General features: G+C 71.5%; 20 protein-coding genes. 12 read left to right on the plus strand and 8 right to left on the minus strand.

What is annotated here, in order from left to right; genetic code table 11:
* Positions 1-60: 60 nt before the first annotated feature.
* On the plus strand, positions 61-645 hold the full coding sequence (locus tag ACFPQ9_RS20025; protein ID WP_380854679.1) for an NADAR family protein: 585 nt from the start codon (positions 61-63) through the stop codon (positions 643-645).
* Between the two features lie 148 nt (positions 646-793).
* Here the strand turns inward: ACFPQ9_RS20025 and ACFPQ9_RS20030 are convergent, their stop codons facing one another.
* Positions 794-1,198 carry a DUF4190 domain-containing protein gene (locus ACFPQ9_RS20030; protein ID WP_380854681.1) on the minus strand — a complete coding sequence of 135 codons (405 nt, stop codon included), beginning with the start codon at positions 1,196-1,198 and terminating at the stop codon, positions 794-796.
* A 696-nt stretch (positions 1,199-1,894) separates the two neighbouring features.
* Here ACFPQ9_RS20030 and ACFPQ9_RS20035 point away from each other — a divergent pair.
* Together ACFPQ9_RS20035 and ACFPQ9_RS20040 are read left to right on the plus strand one after the other, a co-directional pair.
* Positions 1,895-2,956, plus strand: a complete 1,062-nt coding sequence (locus tag ACFPQ9_RS20035; RefSeq protein ID WP_380854683.1) for an adenosine deaminase — start codon at positions 1,895-1,897, stop codon at positions 2,954-2,956.
* Between the two features lie 55 nt (positions 2,957-3,011).
* Complete coding sequence (locus ACFPQ9_RS20040) at positions 3,012-3,752, plus strand: glycerophosphodiester phosphodiesterase (protein WP_380854685.1); 741 nt, start codon at positions 3,012-3,014, stop codon at positions 3,750-3,752.
* Here ACFPQ9_RS20040 and ACFPQ9_RS20045 read toward each other — a convergent pair.
* Positions 3,697-5,376: a sigma-70 family RNA polymerase sigma factor gene (locus tag ACFPQ9_RS20045; RefSeq protein ID WP_380854686.1), complete on the minus strand. Its 1,680-nt coding sequence runs from the start codon at positions 5,374-5,376 to the stop codon at positions 3,697-3,699. The genes ACFPQ9_RS20040 and ACFPQ9_RS20045 overlap by 56 nt on opposite strands.
* A 263-nt stretch (positions 5,377-5,639) precedes the next feature.
* Here ACFPQ9_RS20045 and ACFPQ9_RS20050 point away from each other — a divergent pair, with 263 nt between their 5' ends.
* Entirely contained in the window at positions 5,640-6,803 is a 1,164-nt protein-coding gene (locus ACFPQ9_RS20050) for a serine hydrolase domain-containing protein (protein ID WP_380854688.1), read from the plus strand.
* On the opposite strand, the gene ACFPQ9_RS20055 is transcribed toward ACFPQ9_RS20050, so the two are convergent.
* On the minus strand, positions 6,793-7,320 hold the full coding sequence (locus tag ACFPQ9_RS20055) for a hypothetical protein (RefSeq protein ID WP_380854690.1): 528 nt from the start codon (positions 7,318-7,320) through the stop codon (positions 6,793-6,795). The two genes, ACFPQ9_RS20050 and ACFPQ9_RS20055, sit on opposite strands and share 11 nt — an antisense overlap.
* Positions 7,321-7,444: 124 nt before the next feature.
* On the opposite strand from ACFPQ9_RS20055, the gene ACFPQ9_RS20060 reads away from it, so the two are divergent.
* Positions 7,445-8,794, plus strand: coding sequence for a diacylglycerol/lipid kinase family protein (locus ACFPQ9_RS20060; RefSeq protein ID WP_380854692.1), 1,350 nt, complete (start codon positions 7,445-7,447; stop codon positions 8,792-8,794).
* Between the two features lie 20 nt (positions 8,795-8,814).
* On the opposite strand, the gene ACFPQ9_RS20065 is transcribed toward ACFPQ9_RS20060, so the two are convergent.
* Positions 8,815-10,005, minus strand: coding sequence for a polyamine ABC transporter substrate-binding protein (locus tag ACFPQ9_RS20065; protein ID WP_380854694.1), 1,191 nt, complete (start codon positions 10,003-10,005; stop codon positions 8,815-8,817).
* Between the two features lie 220 nt (positions 10,006-10,225).
* Positions 10,226-11,665 carry a gamma-aminobutyraldehyde dehydrogenase gene (locus tag ACFPQ9_RS20070; protein WP_380854696.1) on the minus strand — a complete coding sequence of 480 codons (1,440 nt, stop codon included), beginning with the start codon at positions 11,663-11,665 and terminating at the stop codon, positions 10,226-10,228.
* Positions 11,666-11,845: 180 nt separating this feature from the next.
* Here ACFPQ9_RS20070 and ACFPQ9_RS20075 point away from each other — a divergent pair, with 180 nt between their 5' ends.
* From ACFPQ9_RS20075 to ACFPQ9_RS20105, 7 genes are all read left to right on the plus strand, one after another.
* A complete protein-coding gene (locus ACFPQ9_RS20075; RefSeq protein WP_126903147.1) occupies positions 11,846-12,364 on the plus strand; it encodes an Lrp/AsnC family transcriptional regulator in 519 nt (172 codons plus the stop codon).
* Positions 12,365-12,383: 19 nt separating this feature from the next.
* Positions 12,384-13,757 carry an aspartate aminotransferase family protein gene (locus ACFPQ9_RS20080; RefSeq protein ID WP_380854698.1) on the plus strand — a complete coding sequence of 458 codons (1,374 nt, stop codon included), beginning with the start codon at positions 12,384-12,386 and terminating at the stop codon, positions 13,755-13,757.
* A gap of 214 nt (positions 13,758-13,971) precedes the next feature.
* Positions 13,972-14,712 (plus strand): ABC transporter ATP-binding protein, encoded by a 741-nt coding sequence (locus ACFPQ9_RS20085; protein ID WP_380854700.1) that lies wholly within the window; start codon positions 13,972-13,974, stop codon positions 14,710-14,712.
* Entirely contained in the window at positions 14,694-16,157 is a 1,464-nt protein-coding gene (locus ACFPQ9_RS20090; protein ID WP_380854702.1) for a hypothetical protein, read from the plus strand. The genes ACFPQ9_RS20085 and ACFPQ9_RS20090 overlap by 19 nt, the downstream gene beginning before the upstream one ends.
* A gap of 86 nt (positions 16,158-16,243) precedes the next feature.
* Positions 16,244-16,663, plus strand: coding sequence for a VOC family protein (locus ACFPQ9_RS20095; protein ID WP_380854704.1), 420 nt, complete (start codon positions 16,244-16,246; stop codon positions 16,661-16,663).
* A gap of 37 nt (positions 16,664-16,700) precedes the next feature.
* Positions 16,701-17,822 (plus strand): LOG family protein, encoded by a 1,122-nt coding sequence (locus ACFPQ9_RS20100; protein WP_380854706.1) that lies wholly within the window; start codon positions 16,701-16,703, stop codon positions 17,820-17,822.
* Between the two features lie 185 nt (positions 17,823-18,007).
* Positions 18,008-18,655, plus strand: a complete 648-nt coding sequence (locus tag ACFPQ9_RS20105; RefSeq protein ID WP_380854708.1) for an LAETG motif-containing sortase-dependent surface protein — start codon at positions 18,008-18,010, stop codon at positions 18,653-18,655.
* A gap of 215 nt (positions 18,656-18,870) precedes the next feature.
* Here ACFPQ9_RS20105 and ACFPQ9_RS20110 read toward each other — a convergent pair whose 3' ends face one another.
* The 3 genes from ACFPQ9_RS20110 to ACFPQ9_RS20120 all read right to left on the minus strand — a co-directional run bounded on the left by ACFPQ9_RS20110 (position 18,871) and on the right by ACFPQ9_RS20120 (position 21,894).
* Positions 18,871-20,658, minus strand: a complete 1,788-nt coding sequence (locus tag ACFPQ9_RS20110; protein ID WP_380854710.1) for a DEAD/DEAH box helicase — start codon at positions 20,656-20,658, stop codon at positions 18,871-18,873.
* An 86-nt stretch (positions 20,659-20,744) separates the two neighbouring features.
* Positions 20,745-20,948 carry a cold-shock protein gene (locus ACFPQ9_RS20115; protein WP_031013754.1) on the minus strand — a complete coding sequence of 68 codons (204 nt, stop codon included), beginning with the start codon at positions 20,946-20,948 and terminating at the stop codon, positions 20,745-20,747.
* A gap of 151 nt (positions 20,949-21,099) precedes the next feature.
* Positions 21,100-21,894: a maleylpyruvate isomerase family mycothiol-dependent enzyme gene (locus ACFPQ9_RS20120; RefSeq protein ID WP_380854713.1), complete on the minus strand. Its 795-nt coding sequence runs from the start codon at positions 21,892-21,894 to the stop codon at positions 21,100-21,102.
* Positions 21,895-21,907 lie beyond the last annotated feature (13 nt).

Here is a 21,907-nt window from a genome sequence, read left to right on the forward strand (position 1 = left end):
TGGTTACGCGACGGAATCTGTCGACCAGGTGTCGAGTGGCTCCGGAAAACCGAGGACGGAATGTCGGTGGTGCGTGCCAGACTCGGCCATATGGCGAAGATCGATTCTTGGGATGTCCTGATTCAGGAGGTCCGCTCGGGGGCGAGAGTCAAGTATCTCCACTTCTGGGGACACCGACCGCAGCCCGACGGCCGTGTCGGCGCGAGCTGCCTGAGCCAGTGGTGGCCGTCCCCCTTCACGGTGTCCGGCGTGTCCTATGCGACCGCCGAGCACTGGATGATGGCGGAGAAGGCGAGGCTGTTCGGGGACGCGGACGCGGAGCGTCAGGTACTGGCCGCTGACCACCCCTCTTTGGCGAAGAAGGCCGGCCGGCTGGTGCGGGGGTTCGACGACGCGCCATGGGAACGGAAGCGTTTCCGCATAGTCGTCGAGGGCTCGCTCCACAAGTTCACCGCCCACCCGCACCTGCGGGCGTTCCTGCTGGGCACCGGGGACCGGGTGCTGGTGGAGGCGAGCCCGGTGGACAGGGTGTGGGGGATCGGCCTGGCAGCGAGGGACGACGGGGCCGGCGACCCGGAGCGCTGGCGGGGGCCGAACCTGCTGGGGTTCGCGCTGATGGAGGCGCGGGAGCGGTTGCGGGGGTAGGGCTGGAGCTGGTTCTCCACCCCCTCTGGAGTTCGTTCAGCCCGTCCGGCGTTTGAGGACGAGGCCGTTCAGGCCGACGCGGGGGTCCGAGGGCGGCAGCCCCCGGGGAGGGGACGGGTAGGGGCGGCGGGGGCGAGAGAACCCGACCTCAACGCCACGACCCCGTGGCCACGACCAACACCAGCACCCCCACCCCCAGGGCCACCCCCGCCACCCCACAGATGATCCCGGCCAACGCCTGCCCCGGATTCGTCGCCTCACCCCGCCTCGCCTTACCTCGCCCGACCGCCCCGAAGATCACGGCCAGCACCCCCACCACGATGGCCACCGGCCACAGACAGAAGATCACGGCGGAGATGATCCCGAGCACCAGCCCGGCCGTACCCATGCCATTGCTCGGCAACGGATGCATCCCGGACCAGCCGTAGTACCCGGGACCCTGCGCGGGATACCCGGGACCCCCCGCACCGGCGGCCGGATAACCGCCCGCCCCGCCCGGATAGCCGTACGGAACCTGCCCGGGCCCATCAGGCGCGATCGGCGGCGGAGGCACAGGCTCACCATGCGCGGCGTACGGAACGGATGCCGTCGGCGGCACAAAGGGATTCACCGGCGTGGCACCGGGCGGCGCGAACGGATTGCCCACCGAGCCGCCCGAGCCCACTGCCCCGGCAGAGCCACCCGCGCCACCCGAGCCGCCCACGGATTGCGCCCCCGGCGATGGATTCGCCCACGGCGGTGCAGGCGCACCGTCCTGCGGCTCGCCCGCCGGACCGGCGGACGGCATCGACGTGACCGTCCGCTGATCATGCACGGACGGCGCGGCCCAGACCGGAGTGTCGTTCGAGGCAAGGGTGTGCCCAGGCCCTGCGGGCTCACCAGGACTCGACGGCGCATCCGGGACCGGCGGCGCCCAGGGATCCGGATCCAAGGGATCCAATGGATCCAGGGAGCCATGACCCCCCTGCGGCACCGCCCCCGACGCGCCGGCCCCCGACCCCACCGCATCCCGCTTGTCGAGCGAGGTCTTCGACCCCTCCCCCGGTACCTCCGGTACTCCCGGCACTCCCGGCGTCTGCGCCTCGTCGGACATGCGCGGGACCCCCTCTGTCGTACGTCCCGTCATGCTAAGGCCCTGGCATCACCGCGAAGTGACCGGCCTACGATGATCCCCGAGTCACCGATCAGCCGATCACCGCGCCCCGCCGGCCACGAACCGGGCGGAAGGCGCCGTTCCCGGGGAGGAACCTTGACCGACCATCTCGTCGACGCCCGCGTCCCGCGCGATCTGCACGCCTTCATCGCCGGACTGCCCAAGGCCGAACTGCACGTCCACCACGTCGGCTCCGCCTCCCCCCGCATCGTCGCGGAACTCGCGGCCCGTCACCCCGACTCCAAGGTCCCCACCGACCCGGAGGCGCTGGCGGACTACTTCACGTTCACGGACTTCGCCCACTTCATCGACGTGTACCTGTCCGTCGTGGACCTGATCCGCACCCCGGAGGACGTACGGCTGCTGACGTACGAGGTGGCCCGCGACCTGGCCCGGCAGCAGGTGCGCTACGCCGAGCTGACCATCACGCCGTTCTCCTCCACCCGCCGCGGCATCGACGAGCGCGCCTTCATGGCGGCGATCGAGGACGCCCGCAAGGCGGCGGAGGCCGAGTTCGGGACCGTCCTGCGCTGGTGCTTCGACATCCCCGGCGAGGCCGGTCTGGAGTCCGCCGATGAGACCGCACGGCTCGCCACCGACGACCGGGTGCGCCCGGAGGGCCTGGTCTCCTTCGGGCTCGGCGGACCCGAAATCGGCGTACCGAGGCCGCAGTTCAAGCCGTACTTCGACCGGGCCATCGCCGCCGGACTGCACTCGGTGCCGCACGCCGGTGAGACCACCGGCCCGGAGACGGTCTGGGACGCGCTGACCCACCTGCGCGCCGAGCGCATCGGGCACGGCACCAGCTCGGCGCAGGACCCGAAGCTGCTCGCGCATCTCGCCGAGCACCGGATCGCGCTGGAGGTGTGCCCGACGTCCAACATCGCCACGCGCGCGGTGCGCACGCTGGACGAGCACCCGATAAAGGAGTTCGCGAAGGCCGGGATCGTCGTCACGATCAACTCCGACGACCCGCCGATGTTCGGCACCGACCTCAACAACGAGTACGCGGTCGCCGCCCGCCTCCTCGACCTGGACGAGCGCGGTCTGGCCGACCTTGCGAAGAACGCGGTGACCGCCTCCTTCCTCGACGAGCCCGGCAAGGCCCGGATCGCCGAGGAGGTCGACACGTACACGGCGAACTGGCTCGCGCCCTGAGCCACCCCGCCCCCGCACGTCCGCACACCGGCCCCCGCCCCACCACAATGTCCTCATGCTGAACGTGACCGCCGTGGCCCACCGCGGCGACCCCTATCGCGTCCGTGAGAACACCCTCGACTCCCTGCGCGCCGCGCTCGCCCTGGGCGCGGACGCGGTGGAGGTCGACGTGCGCCTCACCAGGGACGGCGTGCCCGTACTGCTGCACGACGAGACGCTGAAACGTCTGTGGGAGCAGGACCGGCCGCTGCTCGCGCTGTCCGCGGCCGAGGTACGCGGACTGACCCGGGGCGGGGTGCCGACGCTGGCGGAGGCGCTCGCGGTGTGCGACGGCAGCCGGGTGATGCTCGACCTGCCGGGCACGCCCGATGTGCGCGCGGCACGCCGGGTCGTGGACGTCGTGCGCGAGTGCGGTGCCCAGGACCGCGTGTACTACTGTGCCGGAGCCCCCGCGATGCTCGCCGTGCGCGCCGCCGACCCGGCCGCCGAGATCGCGCTGACCTGGACGACGCTGGCGCCACCGCGTCCCGGCCTGCTGGACGCGGTGCGCCCACGCTGGCTGAACTACCGCTTCGGCCTGGTCGACCATGCCCTTGCCGAGCGCGTCCACCGGGGCGGTCATCTGCTGTCCGTCTGGACCCCGGACACCCGGCGCTCGATCCGCCGCTTGCTGGACCTCGGCGTCGACTCGATCACCACGAACCGCCTCGACGTCCTCCTGGAGGCGCGGCTGCGGAGCGCTACACGCGGGACTTCTGAGGCACGGTCGCCGCGTCCTCGGGAGTCGAGCGGGTGACGTACTGCGGTACCGGGGCGTCGTCCCCGCCGGTGTCACGGACGAGGCCGTAGCGGGTCGCGCCCTCGGGCGGGCCGTGGGTGATGTCCTCGTGCACCGCGTCCCAGTCGGAGGGGAAGACGCTGAGTCCGTAGTCGGCGCCGCGCTCGTTCACCGTGAGGGTCACGCTGCCGTCGACGTAGAACCACTCGTTCTGCCACATCTGCTGGGTGCCGGGTGGCAGGACGGTGTAGCCGGTGGCCGTACTGCCCATGCCGGTGGCGGAGTCGTCGGTGTCGCTGACGCGGTCGTCCATACGGCGTCCGCCGCCCGAGGCGACGTGGAAGAGCCTGCCTTTCAGCCCGGTCCAGGCCGGCATGACCAGGCTGCCCGCCCGGTACTGCGGCGAGATCTGCCAGCGGACGAGGACATAGCCCCGGCCGGTGAGCGTGACGCTGTCGCCGCGGTGGTTCATCACGGCGTGCGCGCCGCCGGTGCTGGTGATGCCGGACTCCGGCCGACGGGGCAGGGCGGCGGGTTCGGTGTCGGGGTCCGGGGCCCGGTCGACGGCGTCGACGACCGTGCCGTACAGCTCGGCCTTCCGAGTCGGGGACGGTGAGGGCGTCCTCGACGGGGAGACGGGCGGCTTGGGCGTGAGGGCCGGTGGCCGGGCGGTGCTCGCGGCTGTGGGGGCGGCCGCCCTCGGGGGCGGCGCGTCGGGGGTCTGGGTGACGACGTAGGCGCCGCCCGCGACGAGCGTCGCGCCCGCCGTCACCGCGACGGCGGGCTGTGTGAGCGCGGCCATCACCTTGGCGGACCAGCCGACGGAGGCGGCCGTCGCCGCGGCCGCCGTCTTGCCGCCGAACGCCAGGGACAGCGTGAAGCCGACCGGGACAGGGACGAGCGCGATGCCGGCGAGGAGGCGTTCCGCCGGTACGACGGCCTCGCGGGTGTCGCCGCAGTAGCCGCAGCCCCTGATGTGCCGGGCCAGCCGCTTGCGCCAGACCGAGTCGGGGCGGCCGTTCCAGCGGGCGGTGACCTCGCGCAGGCCGGGGCAGGCGCCGTCCAGCGCCCGCACGATGCCGCGCGCGGTCTCCAGCCGCTCCTTGACGCGCTGCACGCGCACGGCGGCGTGCTGCCGGCTGATCCCGGCCGCGGCGGCCAGTTCACGCCGGGTCAGCTCGCCGGCCACCTCCAGCCACCACAGCGACAGCAGTTGGCGGTCCTCCTCGTCCAGCCAGCGCACCGCCTCCGCGACCTCGCGCCGCTGCCCCGCCAACTGGAGCCGCAGGACGGTCAGTTCGGCGAAGTCGGTGGCCTCGTGCGCGGCGGACTCGTCGAGTTGTGCGGGCTGTCCGCGGCGGGCGCGGTCCCGGATCTGCCGCATGGCGATGGCGACGAGCCAGGAGCGGAAGCTGTCCGGGTCCCGCAGCGAGCCGAGGTTGCCGACGGCGCGCAGCATGGTCTCCTGCACGACGTCGTCGACATCGGCATGGCCGTTCAGGGCCCGCCCGACCACGTTGTAGACCAGCGGCAGCCAGCCCTCGACCAGCTCGTCCAGCGCCCGCCGGTCCCCGGCCTGCGCCGCCGCGATGGTGGAGCGCCACTCGGAGATCGCATTCCGCTTCTGGTACGGGCGGGACATCGCAGGGCTCCCGAGTGTGGAGGGTGGGGACACGAAGGGAGACGGGAGACCGAGGGGGCGATAACACTTTTCGGCGCGGCCGCTCCCCACTCCGGCCCGCTCCACCGGTGGGCCCGTAAGGGCGATCCCCCACAACACCCTTGCTCCATACGGCACTTGCTCCGGGATCGCCCAGGGTCCGGACCCCTCCTCACCGACGATCCGGCCGGGCCAGTACCGCCCGACGATGATCACGGACCTCCCACCGACCTCAGGAGCACTCGATGCCCGTACGTCCGCTGCCCGCCCTGCTCACCTCCGCGCTCGCCCTGACGCTCACCGCACTGCCGCTGGCCGGGACGGCGTCGGCGGGGCCCGCGTCGCCCTCGTCCTGCTCCGCTCGGGCGGTCGAGGCCGCGTCGCCGGACGGCCCGGACGTGAAGGCCCTGTGCGCCGCGCTGGCGGGGCTGCCCGACAGGGACGCGACGGCCGCGCTGATCCGGGTGGGCGGCAGGGGGAGCTGGCACGGGGTGGCCGGTGTGCGGGACCTGGGGACCGGGGCGCCGGCGCTGGAGAACGCCCGCTTCCGCGCCGGTTCCACCACGAAGATCGTGACCGCGGCCATTGTGCTGCAACTCGCCGCCGAGGGGCGGATCTCGCTCGACGGGACCGTGCAGCGCTATCTGCCCGGCCTGCTCACCAGGGACTTCGCGCCCGTCACCGTACGGCAGTTGCTGAACTTCACCAGCGGCCTTCAGCCGGGGGCGTCCCTCGGCGAGGACGTGGACGACGGCTACCCGCACCGCTTCGAGACGCTGACCCCCGAGGAGGTGGTGGCCGCGTCGGTGGCGAAGGGCCCCGACCCGGACCACGCGCCCGGCGCGCATCAGCGGTACGGCAACATCCACTACACGGTGCTGGGCCTGCTGATCGAGAAGGTCACCGGCGACTCCTACGCCCATCAGGCGGCCGTACGGATTTTCCGCCCGCTCGGCATGCGGCACACCTCGTTCCCGGCGGGCCCCGACCCCCGGATCCACGGACCGCACAACCGCGGCTACGACTGGATCGACGGCGAACTGGTCGACGTGACCGAGTGGAACATGTCCGACCGGTTCGCGGCCGGCGATCTGATCTCCACGACGGCCGACCTGGAGCGGCTGCTGTTCGCGCTGTTCCGCGGCCAGGTGGTGCCCGAGCCGCAGCTGGCGGAGATGTTCACGGTCCCCGCCGTCGAGGGGGCCACGATGGGTGCGGCGCTGGAGCGCTTCGAACTGAACGGCAAGGAGATCTGGGGCAAGACGGGTGCCCGCCCCGGCTATCACACCGTGGTGGCGGCCACCCGTGACCTGTCCCGGACGGTCGTCTACTCCGTGAACTCCACCGATGCGAAGGGCGACGGCCTCGCCATCGCCCGGCGCTTCGCCTTCCCGGCGTTCAACCGCTGACGGCGACGGTGACCGGAGGCGTTGTAGTGAGCGCCTCCAGCTGCTTGATCCGCCGGCGTACGACGTACAGCGGGATCACTCCGAACACGCCGAAGGACATGTCGATCACCGACCACCAGAACGGGATGTCGCGGATCGGTCCGCAGATCAGGGCCAGCGGGATGATGCCGGCGCAGGCGATCATCCCGAACTCGACGACCCAGATGTTGCGGACGGGGTCGCGGTAGGGCCCGTAGAAGGCGACGGCGATGACGAGGTGGGCGAAGGCCAGCCAGTCCGTGCCGTAGAGCAGGAAGGGGTGGTCGGCGTCGGCGGCGTCGAGTCCGCGCCGGACCCGTTCGATCCAGTCCATGAGGCCGGGGAGGTGGTCCGGCACGGACAGGGCGCGCAACAGGTCCTCGGTCCAGCGCAGTTCATGGACGAGGGGGAAGGCCGTGGCGCCGCTGAGCACCAGGCAGACGACGAAGAAGGCCAGCCAGACGCGGATGCCCTTGAGCAGGGCGGCTCTGTCGCTCATGGCGGCAGCGTACGCTCATTGTTGAACACGTTCAAAACGCGTTTGGGCAGGGGAGCCCGGACCGGCGGCCGCCATGCGTCCCGCACCGGCCCGCCCTACGATGTCCGCCGACGAGGGAGGACGCATGGGCCTGGACCTGAGCGAACGGGCTTACCGGGGGCAGCGGTGGGCGGCACGGGCGGCACTGGCCGCCGCGGGACTCGCGGTGCTCGTGCCGCTCGCCTACGGCGGGGTCGGCGGCCTGTTGCTGCTGGTGGCCGGCGTAGCGGGCCTGGGGATCGGTGCGGTCGCGGTGTGGTGGACACTGACGCTGCGCGGGCCGTTGCGCTGGGCGGCGGGCTTCGTGGCCCTGGTCGTACCGGCCGCCGTCGTCGCGCTGTTCGCGGCCACCCTGTTCTGGGCGCTGCTGGTGTCCGTGGCGCTGTGGGCGGTGGCCGTGTGGTGCGGCCGGTACGCGCTGCGCGGCACGGGCAGCCCACGGGTGCGGGTGATGCGGGGGCGCAAGGCGGCGCCGCCGCGGCGGGCGGTCCTGATCATGAATCCTCGCTCGGGCGGCGGGAAGGTGGATCGCTTCGCGCTCAAGGAGAAGGCGGAACGGCTCGGCGCCGAGGTCGTCCTCCTCGACCCCGAGGAGCACCAGGACGTCACCGCTCTGGCCCGCAAGGCCGTTTCGGACGGCGCCGATCTGCTGGGTGTCGCGGGCGGGGACGGCACCCAGGCGCTGGTCGCGGCCGTCGCCGCCGCCTACGACATCCCGTTCCTGGTGATCAGCGCCGGCACCCGCAACCACTTCGCCATGGACCTCGGCCTCGACCGCGAGGACCCCGCCGCCTGTCTCGACGCGCTCGTCGACGGTGTGGAACTACGCGTCGACCTGGGGTTCGCGAGCGGGCGGCCGTTCGTCAACAACGCCTCCTTCGGGGCGTACGCGGCCATCGTGCAGAGCCCCGGCTACCGCGACGACAAGATCGGCACCAGCCTGGAGCTGCTGCCCGACCTGCTCACCCGCCAGCAGGGCCCGCTGCTGACCGTCCGCGCGGCGGGCACCACGCTCGACGCTCCGCACGCCGTGCTGGTCAGCAACAACCCCTACCGCACGGACGACCCGTTCGGGCTCGGTCGCCGCGACCGCCTCGACGCCGCCGTGCTCGGCGTCCTCGGCATCAGGGTGGACAGCGCGGCCGAGGCCGCCGCCCTGCTCCTCGACCCCGCGCCGCCCGGCCTGTCCATCCTGACCGCGACCGAGGTGGTCATCGAGGCCGACCGTGAGGAGATCGAGGCCGGCATCGACGGCGAGGCCCTCGTCCTGCCCACCCCGGTCCACATCCGCATCACCTCGGGCGCCCTGCGCGTCCGCGTCCCGCGCAAACGCCCCGGCGTGCCCCAGCGCGGCCCCCGCCTGGACTGGCGCCGGCTGCGCAAACTGGCGGCGACGGTGGGCCGTACGGCGGTGCACCGGCGGGGGCACTGGTAGCGCCTCTGGTGGCCGGCCGCCTACAACCCCGCGATCGCGTTCCACCGCTTGGCGAACTCCACCCGCTCCTCGGAGGTGATGTCCCGCGCGATGACGAGGCGTTCGCGCATCGCCTTGTCCGGGAAGATCAGCGGGTCCTCGGCCAGGGCGGCCGTCTCCTCGTCCTTGGCGGCGGCGAGGACGTCCCGGGCGGCGGGGACGGGACAGACGTAGTTGACCCAGGCGGCCAGTTCGGCGGCGACCTCGGGCTCGTAGTAGTAGTCGATCAGCCGCTCGGCGTTGGCCTTGTGGCGGGCGAGGTTGGGGACCATCAAGGACTCCGACCACAGCTCGGCGCCCTCCTCCGGGACGACGAAGCGGATGTCGGGGTCGTCCGCCTGGAGCTGGATGACATCGCCCGAGTACGCCTGGCAGGCCAGGACGTCACCGCTGGAGAGGTCCTTGATGTAGTCGTTGCCGGTGAAGCGGCGGATCTGGCCCCGGCCGACCTGCTTCTCCACCTGGTCGCAGACCGTGTGGAAGTCGTCCGCCGTCCAGCGGGTGATGTCGACGCCGTTGCCCTGCATCAGCAGCGCGAAGGCCTCGTCGAGACCGGAGAGCAGGGTCACCCGGCCCTTCAGGTCGCTCGCCCACAGGTCGGAGACTTGGCGGATCTCGCGGCCGAGGCGGCGGCGGTTGTAGGCGATGCCGGTGATGCCGGACTGCCACGGCACCGTGAACTTCCGTCCGGGGTCGAAGGCCGGTGAACGCAGCAGCGGGTCGAGGTACTTCGTCACGTTCGGCTGACGCGAGCGGTCCAGCTCCTGCACCCAGCCCAGCCGTACGAACCGGGCGCACATCCAGTCGCTGATGACGATCAGGTCACGGCCGGTGCGCTGGTGGTTCATCAGAGCGGGGCTGATCTTGCCGAAGAACTCGTCGTTGTCGTTGATCTCCTCGACGTAGTCGACGGAGATACCGGTGCGCTTCTCGAACGCCTGCAGGGTCGGCCGGCGCGCCGCGTTCTCGTCGTCCGTGTCGATGTACAGCGGCCAGTTGGCCCAGTTGAGCCGCTTGTCGGTGGCGGAGACATCGGTGGCGGCCCGGTCGGCGGGCGACACATAGGCGGGCCGCACACCGCATCCGGCGAGCCCGCCGAGCAGGGTGCCCGCACCGAGTGTGCGCAGCAGATTCCGGCGGGACAGCGGGGAGTTCATCGGAGGGAGGGCCATTGGCGCAGCATGCCGCCGCCGACCGGGACCGGGCAATCGACGCCCCGTCGAGCGGAACCGCGCGCGACAGACACCTTGTCGATCGGAAACACCGCAGCCCCGGACGGCACTTGACCCGTCCGGGGCTGCGGCTCGCTCAGGGGCGCGGGGCTGTGTCGTATGTGCGGCTACCGCCGCGTGTGCGCGGCCAGCCCCCACACGCCCGCACCCGAAGCACGACCTACGCGTCCAGAGACGTCATCACGTGCTTGATCCGCGTGTAGTCGTCGAACCCGTACGCCGAGAGGTCCTTGCCGTAGCCGGACTTCTTGAACCCGCCGTGCGGCATCTCCGCGACCAGCGGGATGTGCGTGTTGATCCACACGCAGCCGAAGTCCAGCGCCTTGGACATCCGCATCGCGCGCCCGTGGTCCTTGGTCCACACCGACGACGCGAGCGCGTACTCGACGCCGTTCGCCCACTGGACGGCCTGCGCCTCGTCCGCGAAGGACTGCACGGTGATGACCGGCCCGAAGACCTCCTTCTGGACGATCTCGTCGTCCTGCTTCAGGCCGGACACGACGGTCGGCGCGAAGAAGTAGCCCTTGTCGCCGACCTGGTGGCCGCCGGCCTCGACCTTGGCGTGGGCGGGCAGCCGCTCGATGAACCCGGAGACCTGCTTGAGCTGGTTGGGGTTGTTGAGGGGGCCGAAGAGCACGTCCTCGTCGTCCGGCCGGCCGGTCTTCGTGTCGGCGGCGGCCTTCGCGAGTGCCTGCACGAACTCGTCGTGGATGGACTCGTGGACGAGGACGCGCGTGGCGGCCGTACAGTCCTGCCCGGCGTTGAAGAAGCCCGCGACGGAGATGTCCTCGACGGCCTTGGCGATGTCGGTGTCCTCGAACACCACGACCGGCGCCTTGCCGCCGAGCTCCAGGTGGACCCGCTTGAGGTCCTTGGACGCGGACTCGGCGACCGACATGCCGGCGCGCACCGAACCGGTGATGGAGGCCATCGCGGGGGTCGGGTGCTCGACCATGAGGCGGCCGGTGTCACGGTCGCCGGTGATGACGTTGAAGACGCCCTTGGGCAGGACCGAGCCGATGATCTCGGCGATGAGGACCGTCGATGCGGGGGTCGTGTCGGACGGCTTCAGGACGACCGTGTTGCCCGCGGCGAGGGCCGGGGCGAACTTCCATACGGCCATCATCATCGGGTAGTTCCAGGGCGCGACCTGCGCGCAGACGCCGATCGGCTCCCGGCGCACGATGGAGGTCAGGCCCTCCATGTACTCGCCGGCCGAGCGGCCCTCCAGCATCCGCGCCGCGCCGGCGAAGAAGCGGATCTGGTCGACCATGGGCGGGATCTCCTCGGACCGCGTGAGGCCGATCGGCTTGCCGGTGTTCTCCACCTCGGCGGCGATCAGTTCCTCGGCGCGCTCCTCGAAGGCGTCCGCGATCTTCAGCAGGGCCTTCTGGCGCTCCGCGGGGGTCGCGTCACGCCAGGCGGGGAAGGCGCGCGCGGCGGCCTCCATCGCGGCGTCGACGTCCGCCTGCCCGGACAGCGGCGCGGTCGCGTACGCCTCGCCCGTCGCGGGGTTGACCACCTCGGTGGTCCGTCCGTCGGCGGCGTCCCGGAACTCACCGTCGATGTAGTTGCGCAGACGACGCAGCTCGGTGCTCACTGCCGGCCTCCTGTCAGGGTCTTCACTGGTTCTGGCTGTCCACTCTCTGAGACACCCACCCTAAACGCCGGGCCCACGTTTTCAACACCCCCACTAGCGCCACTTCTGCGAAATCCGTAGGACTCAGTCACGTAAACAACGAATTTCATCGCCCCGGCCTTGCGGAACTGTCGAGACGTCGTGCACAGTGACGTCGTGGCCAGTCGAAGCGCAGAGCACAGGGACTCCCGGGAGTCCAGGAACGGCGGCGGTCCCACGTTGGACGCCGTCTCCCTCGCCATCATCGAACAACTTCAGGAGGACGGCCGCCGGCCGTACGCCGCCATCGGCAAGGCCGTGGGCCTGTCCGAGGCGGCCGTGCGCCAGCGCGTCCAGAAGCTGCTCGACCAGGGCGTCATGCAGATCGTCGCCGTCACGGACCCGCTCACCGTGGGCTTCCGGCGGCAGGCGATGGTCGGTGTGAACGTCGAGGGCGACGTGGAGTCCGTGGCCGACGCGCTGACCGCCATGTCCGAATGCGAGTACGTGGTGATGACCGCCGGGTCGTTCGACCTGATGGTGGAGATCGTCTGCGAGGACGACGACCACCTCCTGGAGGTCATCAACCGACGCATCCGAGCCGTCCCCGGAGTGCGCTCGACGGAGAGCTTCGTCTATCTCAAGCTCAAGAAGCAGACCTACATGTGGGGAACCCGATAACCGTGAGGACCCGATAACCGTGAGCACCGACACCCCTCAGGACCTCAGCAGGACCGCGTACGACCACTTGTGGATGCACTTCACGCGCATGTCCTCGTACGAGAAGGCGCCCGTCCCGACCATCGTCCGGGGCGAGGGCACCTACATCTACGACGACAAGGGCAAGCGGTACCTGGACGGTCTCGCCGGCCTGTTCGTGGTCCAGGCCGGGCACGGCCGCGTCGAGCTGGCCGAGACCGCCTTCAAGCAGGCTCAGGAGCTGGCGTTCTTCCCGGTGTGGTCCTACGCCCACCCCAAGGCCGTCGAGCTGGCGGAGCGGCTGGCGAACGAGGCGCCGGGCGACCTCAACAAGGTCTTCTTCACCACCGGCGGCGGCGAGGCGGTCGAGACCGCCTGGAAGCTCGCCAAGCAGTACTTCAAGCTGGTGGGCAAGCCCACCAAGCACAAGGTGATCTCGCGCGCGGTCGCTTACCACGGCACCCCGCAGGGCGCCCTGTCCATCACCGGCCTGCCGGGCCTGAAGGCCCCCTTCGAGCCGCTGGTGCCCGGTGCGCACAAGGTCCCGAACACCAACATCTACCGCGCCCCGATCTTCGGCGACGACCCGGAGGCCTTCGGCCGCTGGGCCGCCGACCAGATCGAGCAGCAGATCCTCTTCGAGGGCCCGGACACGGTCGCCGCGGTCTTCCTGGAGCCGGTGCAGAACGCGGGCGGCTGCTTCCCGCCCCCGCCCGGCTACTTCCAGCGGGTGCGTGAGATCTGCGACCAGTACGACGTGCTGCTGGTGTCGGACGAGGTCATCTGCGCCTTCGGCCGCCTCGGCACGACGTTCGCCTGTGACAAGTTCGGCTACGTCCCGGACATGATCACCTGCGCCAAGGGCATGACCTCGGGCTACTCCCCCATCGGCGCCTGCATCATCTCCGACCGCCTGGCCGAGCCGTTCTACAAGGGCGACAACACCTTCCTGCACGGCTACACCTTCGGTGGCCACCCGGTCTCCGCGGCCGTGGGCCTCGCCAACCTCGACCTGTTCGAGCGCGAGGGCCTCAACCAGCACGTGCTCGACAACGAGGGCGCCTTCCGCGCGACCCTGGAGAAGCTCCACGACCTGCCGATCGTCGGCGACGTCCGCGGCAACGGCTTCTTCTACGGCATCGAGCTGGTGAAGGACAAGAACACCAAGGAGTCCTTCAACGACGAGGAGACGGAGCGCGTCCTGTACGGCTTCCTCTCCAAGGCGCTGTACGACAACGGCCTGTACTGCCGTGCCGACGACCGTGGCGACCCGGTCGTCCAGCTCGCCCCGCCGCTGATCTCCAACCAGGAGACGTTCGACGAGATCGAGCAGATCCTGCGCGGGACGCTGTCGGAGGCGTGGACGAAGCTGTGACCCCCGGGTGATCCTCCGCCGCCCTCGGCCGGAATGATCAACACACTGGCCCCGGTGCCGCCCGTTCGAGTGAGACACGGCGGCCCGGGGCCCTGTGCTGTCCCGGCTTCGGGCGACGGCTGCCTAGCGTGCCAGTGACCGATCAGCCCAGCCTTCGTTCCCCCGCACGGGGGAACGAGGAACGGGAAAACGGATCAGAACCGAGGTGTACGCCATGGTGGCCCCGCCGGACAACGACGTGCTCTGGGCACGCGCCCTGCACTACTCGTACAACGACGGCTCGCCCGCGCTCAGCGGCGTCTCGCTCGGTGTCCAGGAGGGCGAGATCCTCGCCGTCATCGGTCCGCGCGGCAGCGGCAAGACCGCCCTGCTGCGCTGTCTGTCCGGGCTGGCCCAGGCCGGGCGCGGCGAGGTCTGGTTCAACAGCGTGCCGGTGCACAAGATGGGCCCGCTGGCCCGCGAGCGGCTGCGCCGGGACCGCTTCGCCTGGGTCGATCCCACGCCGTCGCTGGTGCCCGAGCTGAACGTCTGGGAGAACACGGCCCTGCCGCTGATGCTGCGCGGCAGCAGCCGCCGTCGCGCCAAGACGGCCGCGCTGGAGTGGCTGGAGCGCCTGGACGTCGGTGAGGCGGCCCGCAAGCGCCCGCACCAGCTGGTCCAGGCGGCACGCCAGCGCGTCTGCATCGCCCGTGCGCTGGCCCCCTCGCCGACGGTGCTGTTCGCCGACGAGCCGACGGCGCCCCTGCACCGCGCCGACCGTGCGCACGTGCTGCGCACCCTGACCACGGCCGCCCGCTCGCACGGCATCACCGTGGTGCTGGCCAGCCATGACGCGGACACGGCAGCCCTCGCCGACCGGAGCGTGACGCTGCTGGACGGACGGCGTGTGAACACGGTGCAGCTGCCTCCGGTCACCGAGGCGGAGGGCCGGGCCGCGTGCTCGCTCTCCGTCTGACCCGCGGCGCCCACCCCGCCGTACAGCTGCGCCGGCTGCTCGTCGCGGCGGCGTCGGCGGGCACGGGCTTCCTGCTGCTGTCCGCGCTCGGCTACGCGATGTCCCACCCGGACTCCCCCGGCGCGGCCACGCTCCGGCTGGCCTGGTGCGCGCCCCCGCTGGCCGCGACGATCCACCTCGCGGTGGCGGTGGCCCGCACGGACCCGGGTACCAAACCGCGCCCCGGTCTCGCCGCACTCGGCCTGGGACCGGGCCGTCTCATGCTGATCTCGGCCACCACCACGGCCCTGTCCTGCACGCTCGGCTCGATGCTGGCCCTGCTGGTCTTCCTGCACCTGCGGGGCGACCTGACGGGCATGCCCTTCGACGGCGCCGCCGCCCAGTTCCTCGCGGCGGACACCCCGCTGCCGCTGCCGGCCGCGCTGACCCTCCTGTCCCTGGCACCGGCGCTGGCGTCGGCGACGGTCGCCCTGCTGCTGCGCCCGAAGAACCCCGCGCCCGCCACGGCGAAGGCCACGGCACAGCGGACGCACGGCCGCTTCGGGGCGTTCGGCAGGTCGGCGGACCGCGAGACGTTCGGGGCGTACGGACGGTTCGGCGCGCGCTTGCGGGATGCCGTACGGGGCGCCGCACCCGCCGCGGAGAAGGACGCGGCGCCCGCCGCGGAGAAGGACGGTGCGCCCCCCGCGAAGAAGAACGCCGTGCCCGCCGCGCAGAAGGACGGTGCGGACGGTGCTCCGCAGGCGCCGGACAGCGCCTCGGCCGCCGCGCCGGCCGTGGCGGACGCCGGCGGGCCGACGCCGGACGATCTGACCGGCTTCCCGGTGCCGCGCAAACCCCCCGCGGGTCTCCCCTGGGGCATCACCATCCTCACCGCGGGCCTGGCCGTGGAGACCTACGCCGGCCGCACCGCCGCCGGCGACCCGCTCACCCTGCCCACGGCCCTGCCGACCGGTCCCGCCGCGGTCCTTCTCGGCTGGGTTCTCGCCGCCGTCGGCCTCGCCCTCGCCGCCCCCGGTCTCACCCATCTCAGCGGCCGGCTCCTGCAGTCCGTACGGCCGGGGCCGGTCCGGCTGCTGGCGGGCCGCGGCCTCATGGCGGAAGCCAGCCGGATCGGCCGCCCCCTCGGCGTCGTGTGCGCCGTGGCCGCCGCCGTCCACGCCATGGCCCCCCTGTCCGGCTCCGCGGCCACCGCCGCCATCGGTCCCCTCTCCGCCCTCGGCGCGATGGTGGTCGGCGGCGCGACCGTGACCACGCTCCTCATGGCCGCCCTCGAGGCCAGGCAGGCCCGCGCCGACACCACGGCCGCGCTGCTGCGCCTCGGCGCGCCGACCACCCTGCTCCGCGGCGCCGCCGCCCTGCGCACCGGCGTCCTGCTGGCCGTCTTCTGCCCGCTGACCCTGATCGTGGCGGAGCTGGCCGCACTGCCCCTGAAAAGCTCGTGAGAAAAAATCTCCACCGGACGATGAGTTCCGACCGGACCCCCGGTCTACCCCACCGAACAGCAACCACCCCGATGGGAGAGACCACGATGAGCGCCCCCGCCTACCAGCAGATGATCTTCGTGAACCTGCCCGTGAACGACCTCGACGCGTCGAAGAAGTTCTTCACGGAGCTGGGCTACTCGATCAACGCGCAGTTCAGCGACGAGAACGCGACGTCCGTCGTGATCAGCGACACCATCGTCGCGATGCTGCTCACCAAGCCGTTCTACTCGACCTTCACCGACAAGGAGATCGCGGACGCCACGAAGACCAGTGAGGTGCTGGTCTGTCTGAGCGCCGAGAGCCGCGAAAAGGTCGACGAACTGGTCGAGAAGGCGGTCGCCGCCGGCGGCACCGCCTCGCCCAGGACCCAGGACATGGGCTTCATGTACGGCCGCGCCTTCGACGACCTCGACGGCCACACCTGGGAGGTCGTGTGGATGGACCCGTCGGCCGTCCAGGGCTGACAACAGCCGTGCGGCACACGGTGCCTAGCATGGGCGGGTGCAGACGATGCCCGCCCATGCGGCCCACCACGACGACCGTGAGATAGAGACGCTGGAGGAGTTCGACGCGACCGTCTCGGCGCGCGGCTCCCTCGCCGGATTCCGTGTCCAGGCAGTGGACCTGACGGACCGTACGCGCGAACTGCTCGGTACGGACACCACCGGTGCCGTCTTCCTCGGCTGCCCGATGCGCGAGGAGGCGGCCGCGAAGGTCCGCGCCGGCGGCGCCCTGGTCTTCCCGCCGGTCCCGGACCTCCCCTTCGACCCTTACCGGGGCCTGGTCTACTCCCCCGACGAACTCTTCGCCTCCCTCGCGGACGGCTACGAGAACACACCCGACGCCCACGCCTACGCCTGGTTCCAGCGGACGAAGGCCGACCGCGACGTCTACGCCGGCATGCTCCGCGCGATCCACGACGACTCCGTCTCGGACGCGCTCGACGAACTCCTGACCGGCGCCCGGGTGGTGGGCGTCATGGGCGGCCACGCGATGCGCCGCGGCACGCAGGCGTACGAGGGTGCCGCGCGGCTCGGCCGGGAGCTGGCCCGCGCCGGTCTCACGGTCGCCACCGGCGGCGGCCCGGGCGCGATGGAGGCCGCCAACCTCGGCGCCTACGCCGCCCCGCTCGACGACGACATACTCACCGACGCCCTCCGACTCCTCGCCAAGGCACCGGGGTTCACACCCTCCATCACCGACTGGGCGTCGGCGGCCTTCGAGGTGCGGGCCCGCTGGCCCAGGGGCGGTCGCTCCGTCGGCATCCCGACCTGGTTCTACGGCCACGAGCCGCCGAACCCGTTCGCCTCGCACATCGCGAAGTACTTCGCCAACGCCACCCGCGAGGACGGCCTGCTGGCCCGCTCGAACGCGGGCGTCGTCTTCCTGCCGGGCGCCGCCGGGACCGTACAGGAGGTCTTCGACAACGCGACGCCGAACTACTACGAGTCGCGCGGTGAGCCCACCCCGATGGTGCTGGTCGACCGCGCGCACTGGACGGAGCGGCTGCCGGCCTGGCCGCTGCTCAAGTCCCTAGCGCGGGAACGGTCGATGGAGGCCCGGATCGCCCTGGTCGACCGGATCGAGGAGGCTCCGGAGGCCTTGAAACGTCTGGGCGGTTAATAAGACGGCAAAGCCAACACAGAGGGGCTGCATACGCGTTGACAGTGCTTATGCCACGCTTATAAACCTGTGAGTCTCCTGGGGTCGGTGATGCCTCATGTCACCGGCTCTTCCGAACCCCCCTCATCGGTGCAACTTCCGTAAGGACAAACGTGTCCATAAACCGCCGTACAGTCGCGCGTTCCGTGCGCGCCCTGGGTGTCGCCTCCGCATCGGCCGCGCTCGCGCTCGCCGTCTCGGGCACCGCGCTCGCCTGCGACATCAGTGAATTCTCCGCCGAAGCCAAGTGCGACGGCGACAAGGGCATCATCACCGTCACCGACGTGGACCCCAGCGGTGTCCCGGCGACCGTGACGGTGTACCTCCAGAACAACGGCGCCGACCTGAAGAAGGTCGGTGAGCAGGAGGTCAAGGGCTCCCGCGAGGGCGTCACCATCACCTTCGCCGAGAACTGGAAGCCGGACGCCGAGTACCGCGTCCACGTCAAGGCCGCCGGCTATGTCGACGAGGACATCAAGCCGAACCTGACGACCCCCTCCACGGCCTGCAAGAAGGAGGAGCCGCCGGCTCCGTCGGACACCCCGACCCCGTCGGCCCCCGCCTCGACCCCGGCCGAGGAGACCGACTCGCCGGCCCCGACCCCTTCGGAGAGCGACAGCACTCCGCCCGCGAGCAGCGTCCCGTCCCCGGCGGCCGGTGACTCCAACCTCGCCGAGACCGGTGCGAACTCCAACACCGGCCTGATCGCCGGCATCGCGGTCGGTCTGGTCGCGCTCGGCGGCGGCGCGGTCTTCTTCGGCCTGCGCCGACGCGGTGCGAGCAGCGACCGCTGACGCACCGGCACAACAGCACCCACGTGGCCCGTCCCCGCTCCCGGGGGCGGGCCCACGCCGTTCCCGCCGATGCCGCCACCGAGGTCCGGGGTGCGGACGTACGGCGCGCTACGTGCCCGGGTCCGGGGTGCGGACGTACGGCGCTACGCACCCGGGATCCGGGTTGCGGACGATCGGCTCTACGTACCCGGGACCTCGGTGGCGGGCGTACGGCGCTACGTGGCCGAGGCTCGGCGACCGCCTCGGCGGTCGGAGTTGCGGCCGCCGGTCGCGCCGGCGTCGCCCGGGCCTCCGCCGCTCTTCGCCCGTCGGCCTGATCCGCCGCGGACAGCCTTGCCGGAGCCGGAAGCAGAGCCAGGACCAGAGCCAGAGCCGGAACCGGCGCTGGCGCCTGTGCCGGTCGCCGCACCGGCCGTGGACCGGCGGTCGGAGCTGCGGCGTCCCGTCCTGACCGCATCGCCCGTCGCCCCGCCGGAAGCCGCCCGGCGAGCGGATCCTCGCCCGCCGGTCGCTGAGGCGCCGCCGGACCTGGACGTGCCGCCCGTCGTCGGTGCCCCGGTCGTGGACCGGCGTTCGGCGCCTCGGCTCCCCGTCCTGGTGGCCGTGCCGGCCGCCGCCCTGGCCTCGCCGCCATTGCGGCGTCGGCCGCCGGACCGTCTGCCCGTCTTCCCGTCGGTGCGGGACACCGTCACTGCCACGGGCTGGGGGATCTCGATGGTGACGGCCACGCCGGAAGGCTCGCGCGCGCCGGTGATGGCGGCCAGTTCCGGGTCGCTGGAGGTGACACGGGACGTCCGGGGGCGGATGCCCGCGTCCGACATGAGCCGGGTGACGTCCCGCTTCTGGTCGGGCAGGACCAGCGTGGCCACGCTGCCGGAACCGCCGGCGCGGGCGGTACGGCCGCCCCGGTGCAGGTAGTCCTTGTGATCGGTGGGGGGATCGACGTTCACGACGAGGTCGAGGTCGTCGACGTGTATGCCCCGGGCGGCGACGTTCGTGGCCACCAGGGCGGTGACCTGGCCGCTCTTGAACTGCTCCAGCGTGCGATTGCGCTGCGGTTGGGAGCGGCCTCCGTGCAGCGCCGCCGCGCGGACGCCGACGGCCAGCAGCCGCTTGGTCAGCCGGTCGGCGGCCCTCTTGGTGTCGAGGAAGAGGATGACCCGCCCGTCACGGGCCGCGATGCGCGTGGTGACGGCCTTCTTGTCGGTCTCGTCCTGGACGTGGAGGACGTAGTGCTCCATGGTCGTCACCGCTCCCGCGGACGGGTCCACGGAATGCACCACGGGGTCGGTCAGGAACCGCTGCACCAGGCGGTCGATATTGCGGTCCAGCGTGGCCGAGAAGAGCATGCGCTGCCCGTCCGGCCGTACCTGCTGGATCAGCTTGGTGATCTGCGGCAGGAAGCCCATGTCGGTCATCTGGTCGGCTTCGTCCAGCACCGTGATGCGCACGTCGCCGAGCACGCAGTCGCCGCGTTCCAGGAGGTCGTTGAGCCTGCCGGGGGTCGCCACGAGCACCTCGGCACCGCGGCGCAGCGCGGCCGCCTGCTTGGTGATCGACAGCCCGCCGACCACCGTGGCCAGCCGGAGGTTCACGGCGGTCGCGTACGGCGTCAGCGCGTCCGTCACCTGCTGGGCGAGCTCGCGCGTGGGCACCAGCACCAGAGCGAGAGGCGCCTTGGGCTGTGCGCGCAGACCGGCCGTGCGGGCCAGGAGCGCCAGGCCGAAGGCGAGCGTCTTGCCGGAACCGGTGCGCCCGCGTCCGAGCAGGTCACGGCCCGCGAGCGAGTTGGGCAGGGTGGCGCCCTGGATGGGGAAAGGGGTGGTCACGCCCTGCGCGGCGAGGGTCTTCAGCAGCCCCGCCGGCATGTCCAGGGCGGCGAAGTCCTCGACGGCGGGAAGTGCGGGTGTCGTGCTTTCCGGCAGCCGGAATTCCCTCGGCGGCGACGCGGACGGTGCGGGCGACGAGGCGCGCCGGTTCGGCTTCTGGGGCCTGCGGGGCATGCGGCTATCTGCCTTCCTGAAACAGCACAAACCGGGGTCCGCACCATGGCGGTGCGGACCCCGGTGAGCGGATACGCGTCCGGCTATCAGGCGGGGACGATGTTCTCCGCCTGCGGGCCCTTCTGGCCCTGCGTCACGTCGAAGGTGACGCGCTGGCCTTCCTGGAGCTCACGGAAGCCCTGGGTCGCGATGTTCGAGTAGTGGGCGAAGACGTCGGGGCCGCCGCCGTCCTGCTCGATGAACCCGAAACCCTTTTCAGAGTTGAACCACTTCACGGTTCCCTGTGCCATGACCTTCTCCTTCTGTAGGCAGAGGCCCCATCCGGAGATGCCGGAAAACTAATAATGCGCCCGATGGAATGCATTCCGTCAGGCGCACATAGGTTCATGGGTACCACAACTGCAATACCGAAACCCTAGCACAGCACCGTTTCACTCGGCACTAGAAACTGGCCCGCTCCAGCCAGAAGTCCAGCAGCTCCCGCTCGCCGAGCACCTCCAGCTCGGCGCTGTCCAGCGGCAGCCGACGGTAGAAGGCGAGCAGTAGGGCGGTGAGCGGCCCCCGCAGCGCGACCGTCGCCCGCTCATGGCCCCGCCGCCAGGCGATCACGTCCCCGGAGACATCGATCAGCCACTCGGCTGCCTCGAGCCCGGCGGTGCTGTCCGTGGCATGCAGATGGATGCTCCCCTGCCGACGCAGATCCCTTGTCGGATCGTCCGGCAGGTTCCGCTGGGCCCACTCGATGATCTGGAGCCACTCGTCGATCGCGTCCGCCGCCACGTCGGGGGCGACCTCGTAGGACAGTCCGGCGGCGAGGGTGGCGTCGGCGCGGTGGATGGTGAGCTCGTGGGCCATACGGCGGGCCCAGAACCCGGCGCTGTGCACCCCGGCCCAGCCCCACACCTTGGTGTCAGGACCGGCCTCGCGCAGTGCGGCCACGACCATCTCGCCGGTCTCCGCGAGCCAGGCGTCGAGGACGGCCGGGTCGCCCCGCTCGTCCGGGCCGTCGTGGAGCGGGACCGTCGCCTCCGGGATCTCCTCCTGCGCCCGCGTCCGCACCATCAGCTCCACCCAGCGCAGGGCGCCGCCCGTGTGCCGTACGAGCTGTTCCAGCGACCAGTCCGGGCAGGTCGGCACCGTGGTCGACAGATCGGCGCCGGAGGTCACCACGGTTCTCAGCAGGCCGACCTGGTGGGCGATCTCGTCGCAGTAGCGATCATGGGCGAGGAGTGTCATGTCCGCACCCTAT

The sequence above is a fragment of the Streptomyces coerulescens genome (assembly GCF_042657965.1).
GTDB lineage: Bacteria > Actinomycetota > Actinomycetes > Streptomycetales > Streptomycetaceae > Streptomyces > Streptomyces coerulescens.

What these genes read in the sequence shown, in the direction of transcription:
- ACFPQ9_RS20045 (WP_380854686.1), bottom strand. Translation starts at nt 5,376, where the DNA reads ATGTCCCGCCCGTACCAGAAGCGGAATGCGATCTCCGAGTGGCGCTCC.
- ACFPQ9_RS20065 (WP_380854694.1), bottom strand. Translation starts at nt 10,005, where the DNA reads ATGGCCCTCCCTCCGATGAACTCCCCGCTGTCCCGCCGGAATCTGCTG.
- ACFPQ9_RS20055 (WP_380854690.1), bottom strand. Translation starts at nt 7,320, where the DNA reads ATGAGCGACAGAGCCGCCCTGCTCAAGGGCATCCGCGTCTGGCTGGCC.
- ACFPQ9_RS20025 (WP_380854679.1), top strand. Translation starts at nt 61, where the DNA reads ATGTCGGTGGTGCGTGCCAGACTCGGCCATATGGCGAAGATCGATTCT.
- ACFPQ9_RS20110 (WP_380854710.1), bottom strand. Translation starts at nt 20,658, where the DNA reads ATGCCCCGCAGGCCCCAGAAGCCGAACCGGCGCGCCTCGTCGCCCGCA.
- ACFPQ9_RS20085 (WP_380854700.1), top strand. Translation starts at nt 13,972, where the DNA reads ATGGTGGCCCCGCCGGACAACGACGTGCTCTGGGCACGCGCCCTGCAC.
- ACFPQ9_RS20060 (WP_380854692.1), top strand. Translation starts at nt 7,445, where the DNA reads ATGGGCCTGGACCTGAGCGAACGGGCTTACCGGGGGCAGCGGTGGGCG.
- ACFPQ9_RS20095 (WP_380854704.1), top strand. Translation starts at nt 16,244, where the DNA reads ATGAGCGCCCCCGCCTACCAGCAGATGATCTTCGTGAACCTGCCCGTG.
- ACFPQ9_RS20120 (WP_380854713.1), bottom strand. Translation starts at nt 21,894, where the DNA reads ATGACACTCCTCGCCCATGATCGCTACTGCGACGAGATCGCCCACCAG.
- ACFPQ9_RS20040 (WP_380854685.1), top strand. Translation starts at nt 3,012, where the DNA reads ATGCTGAACGTGACCGCCGTGGCCCACCGCGGCGACCCCTATCGCGTC.
- ACFPQ9_RS20115 (WP_031013754.1), bottom strand. Translation starts at nt 20,948, where the DNA reads ATGGCACAGGGAACCGTGAAGTGGTTCAACTCTGAAAAGGGTTTCGGG.
- ACFPQ9_RS20050 (WP_380854688.1), top strand. Translation starts at nt 5,640, where the DNA reads ATGCCCGTACGTCCGCTGCCCGCCCTGCTCACCTCCGCGCTCGCCCTG.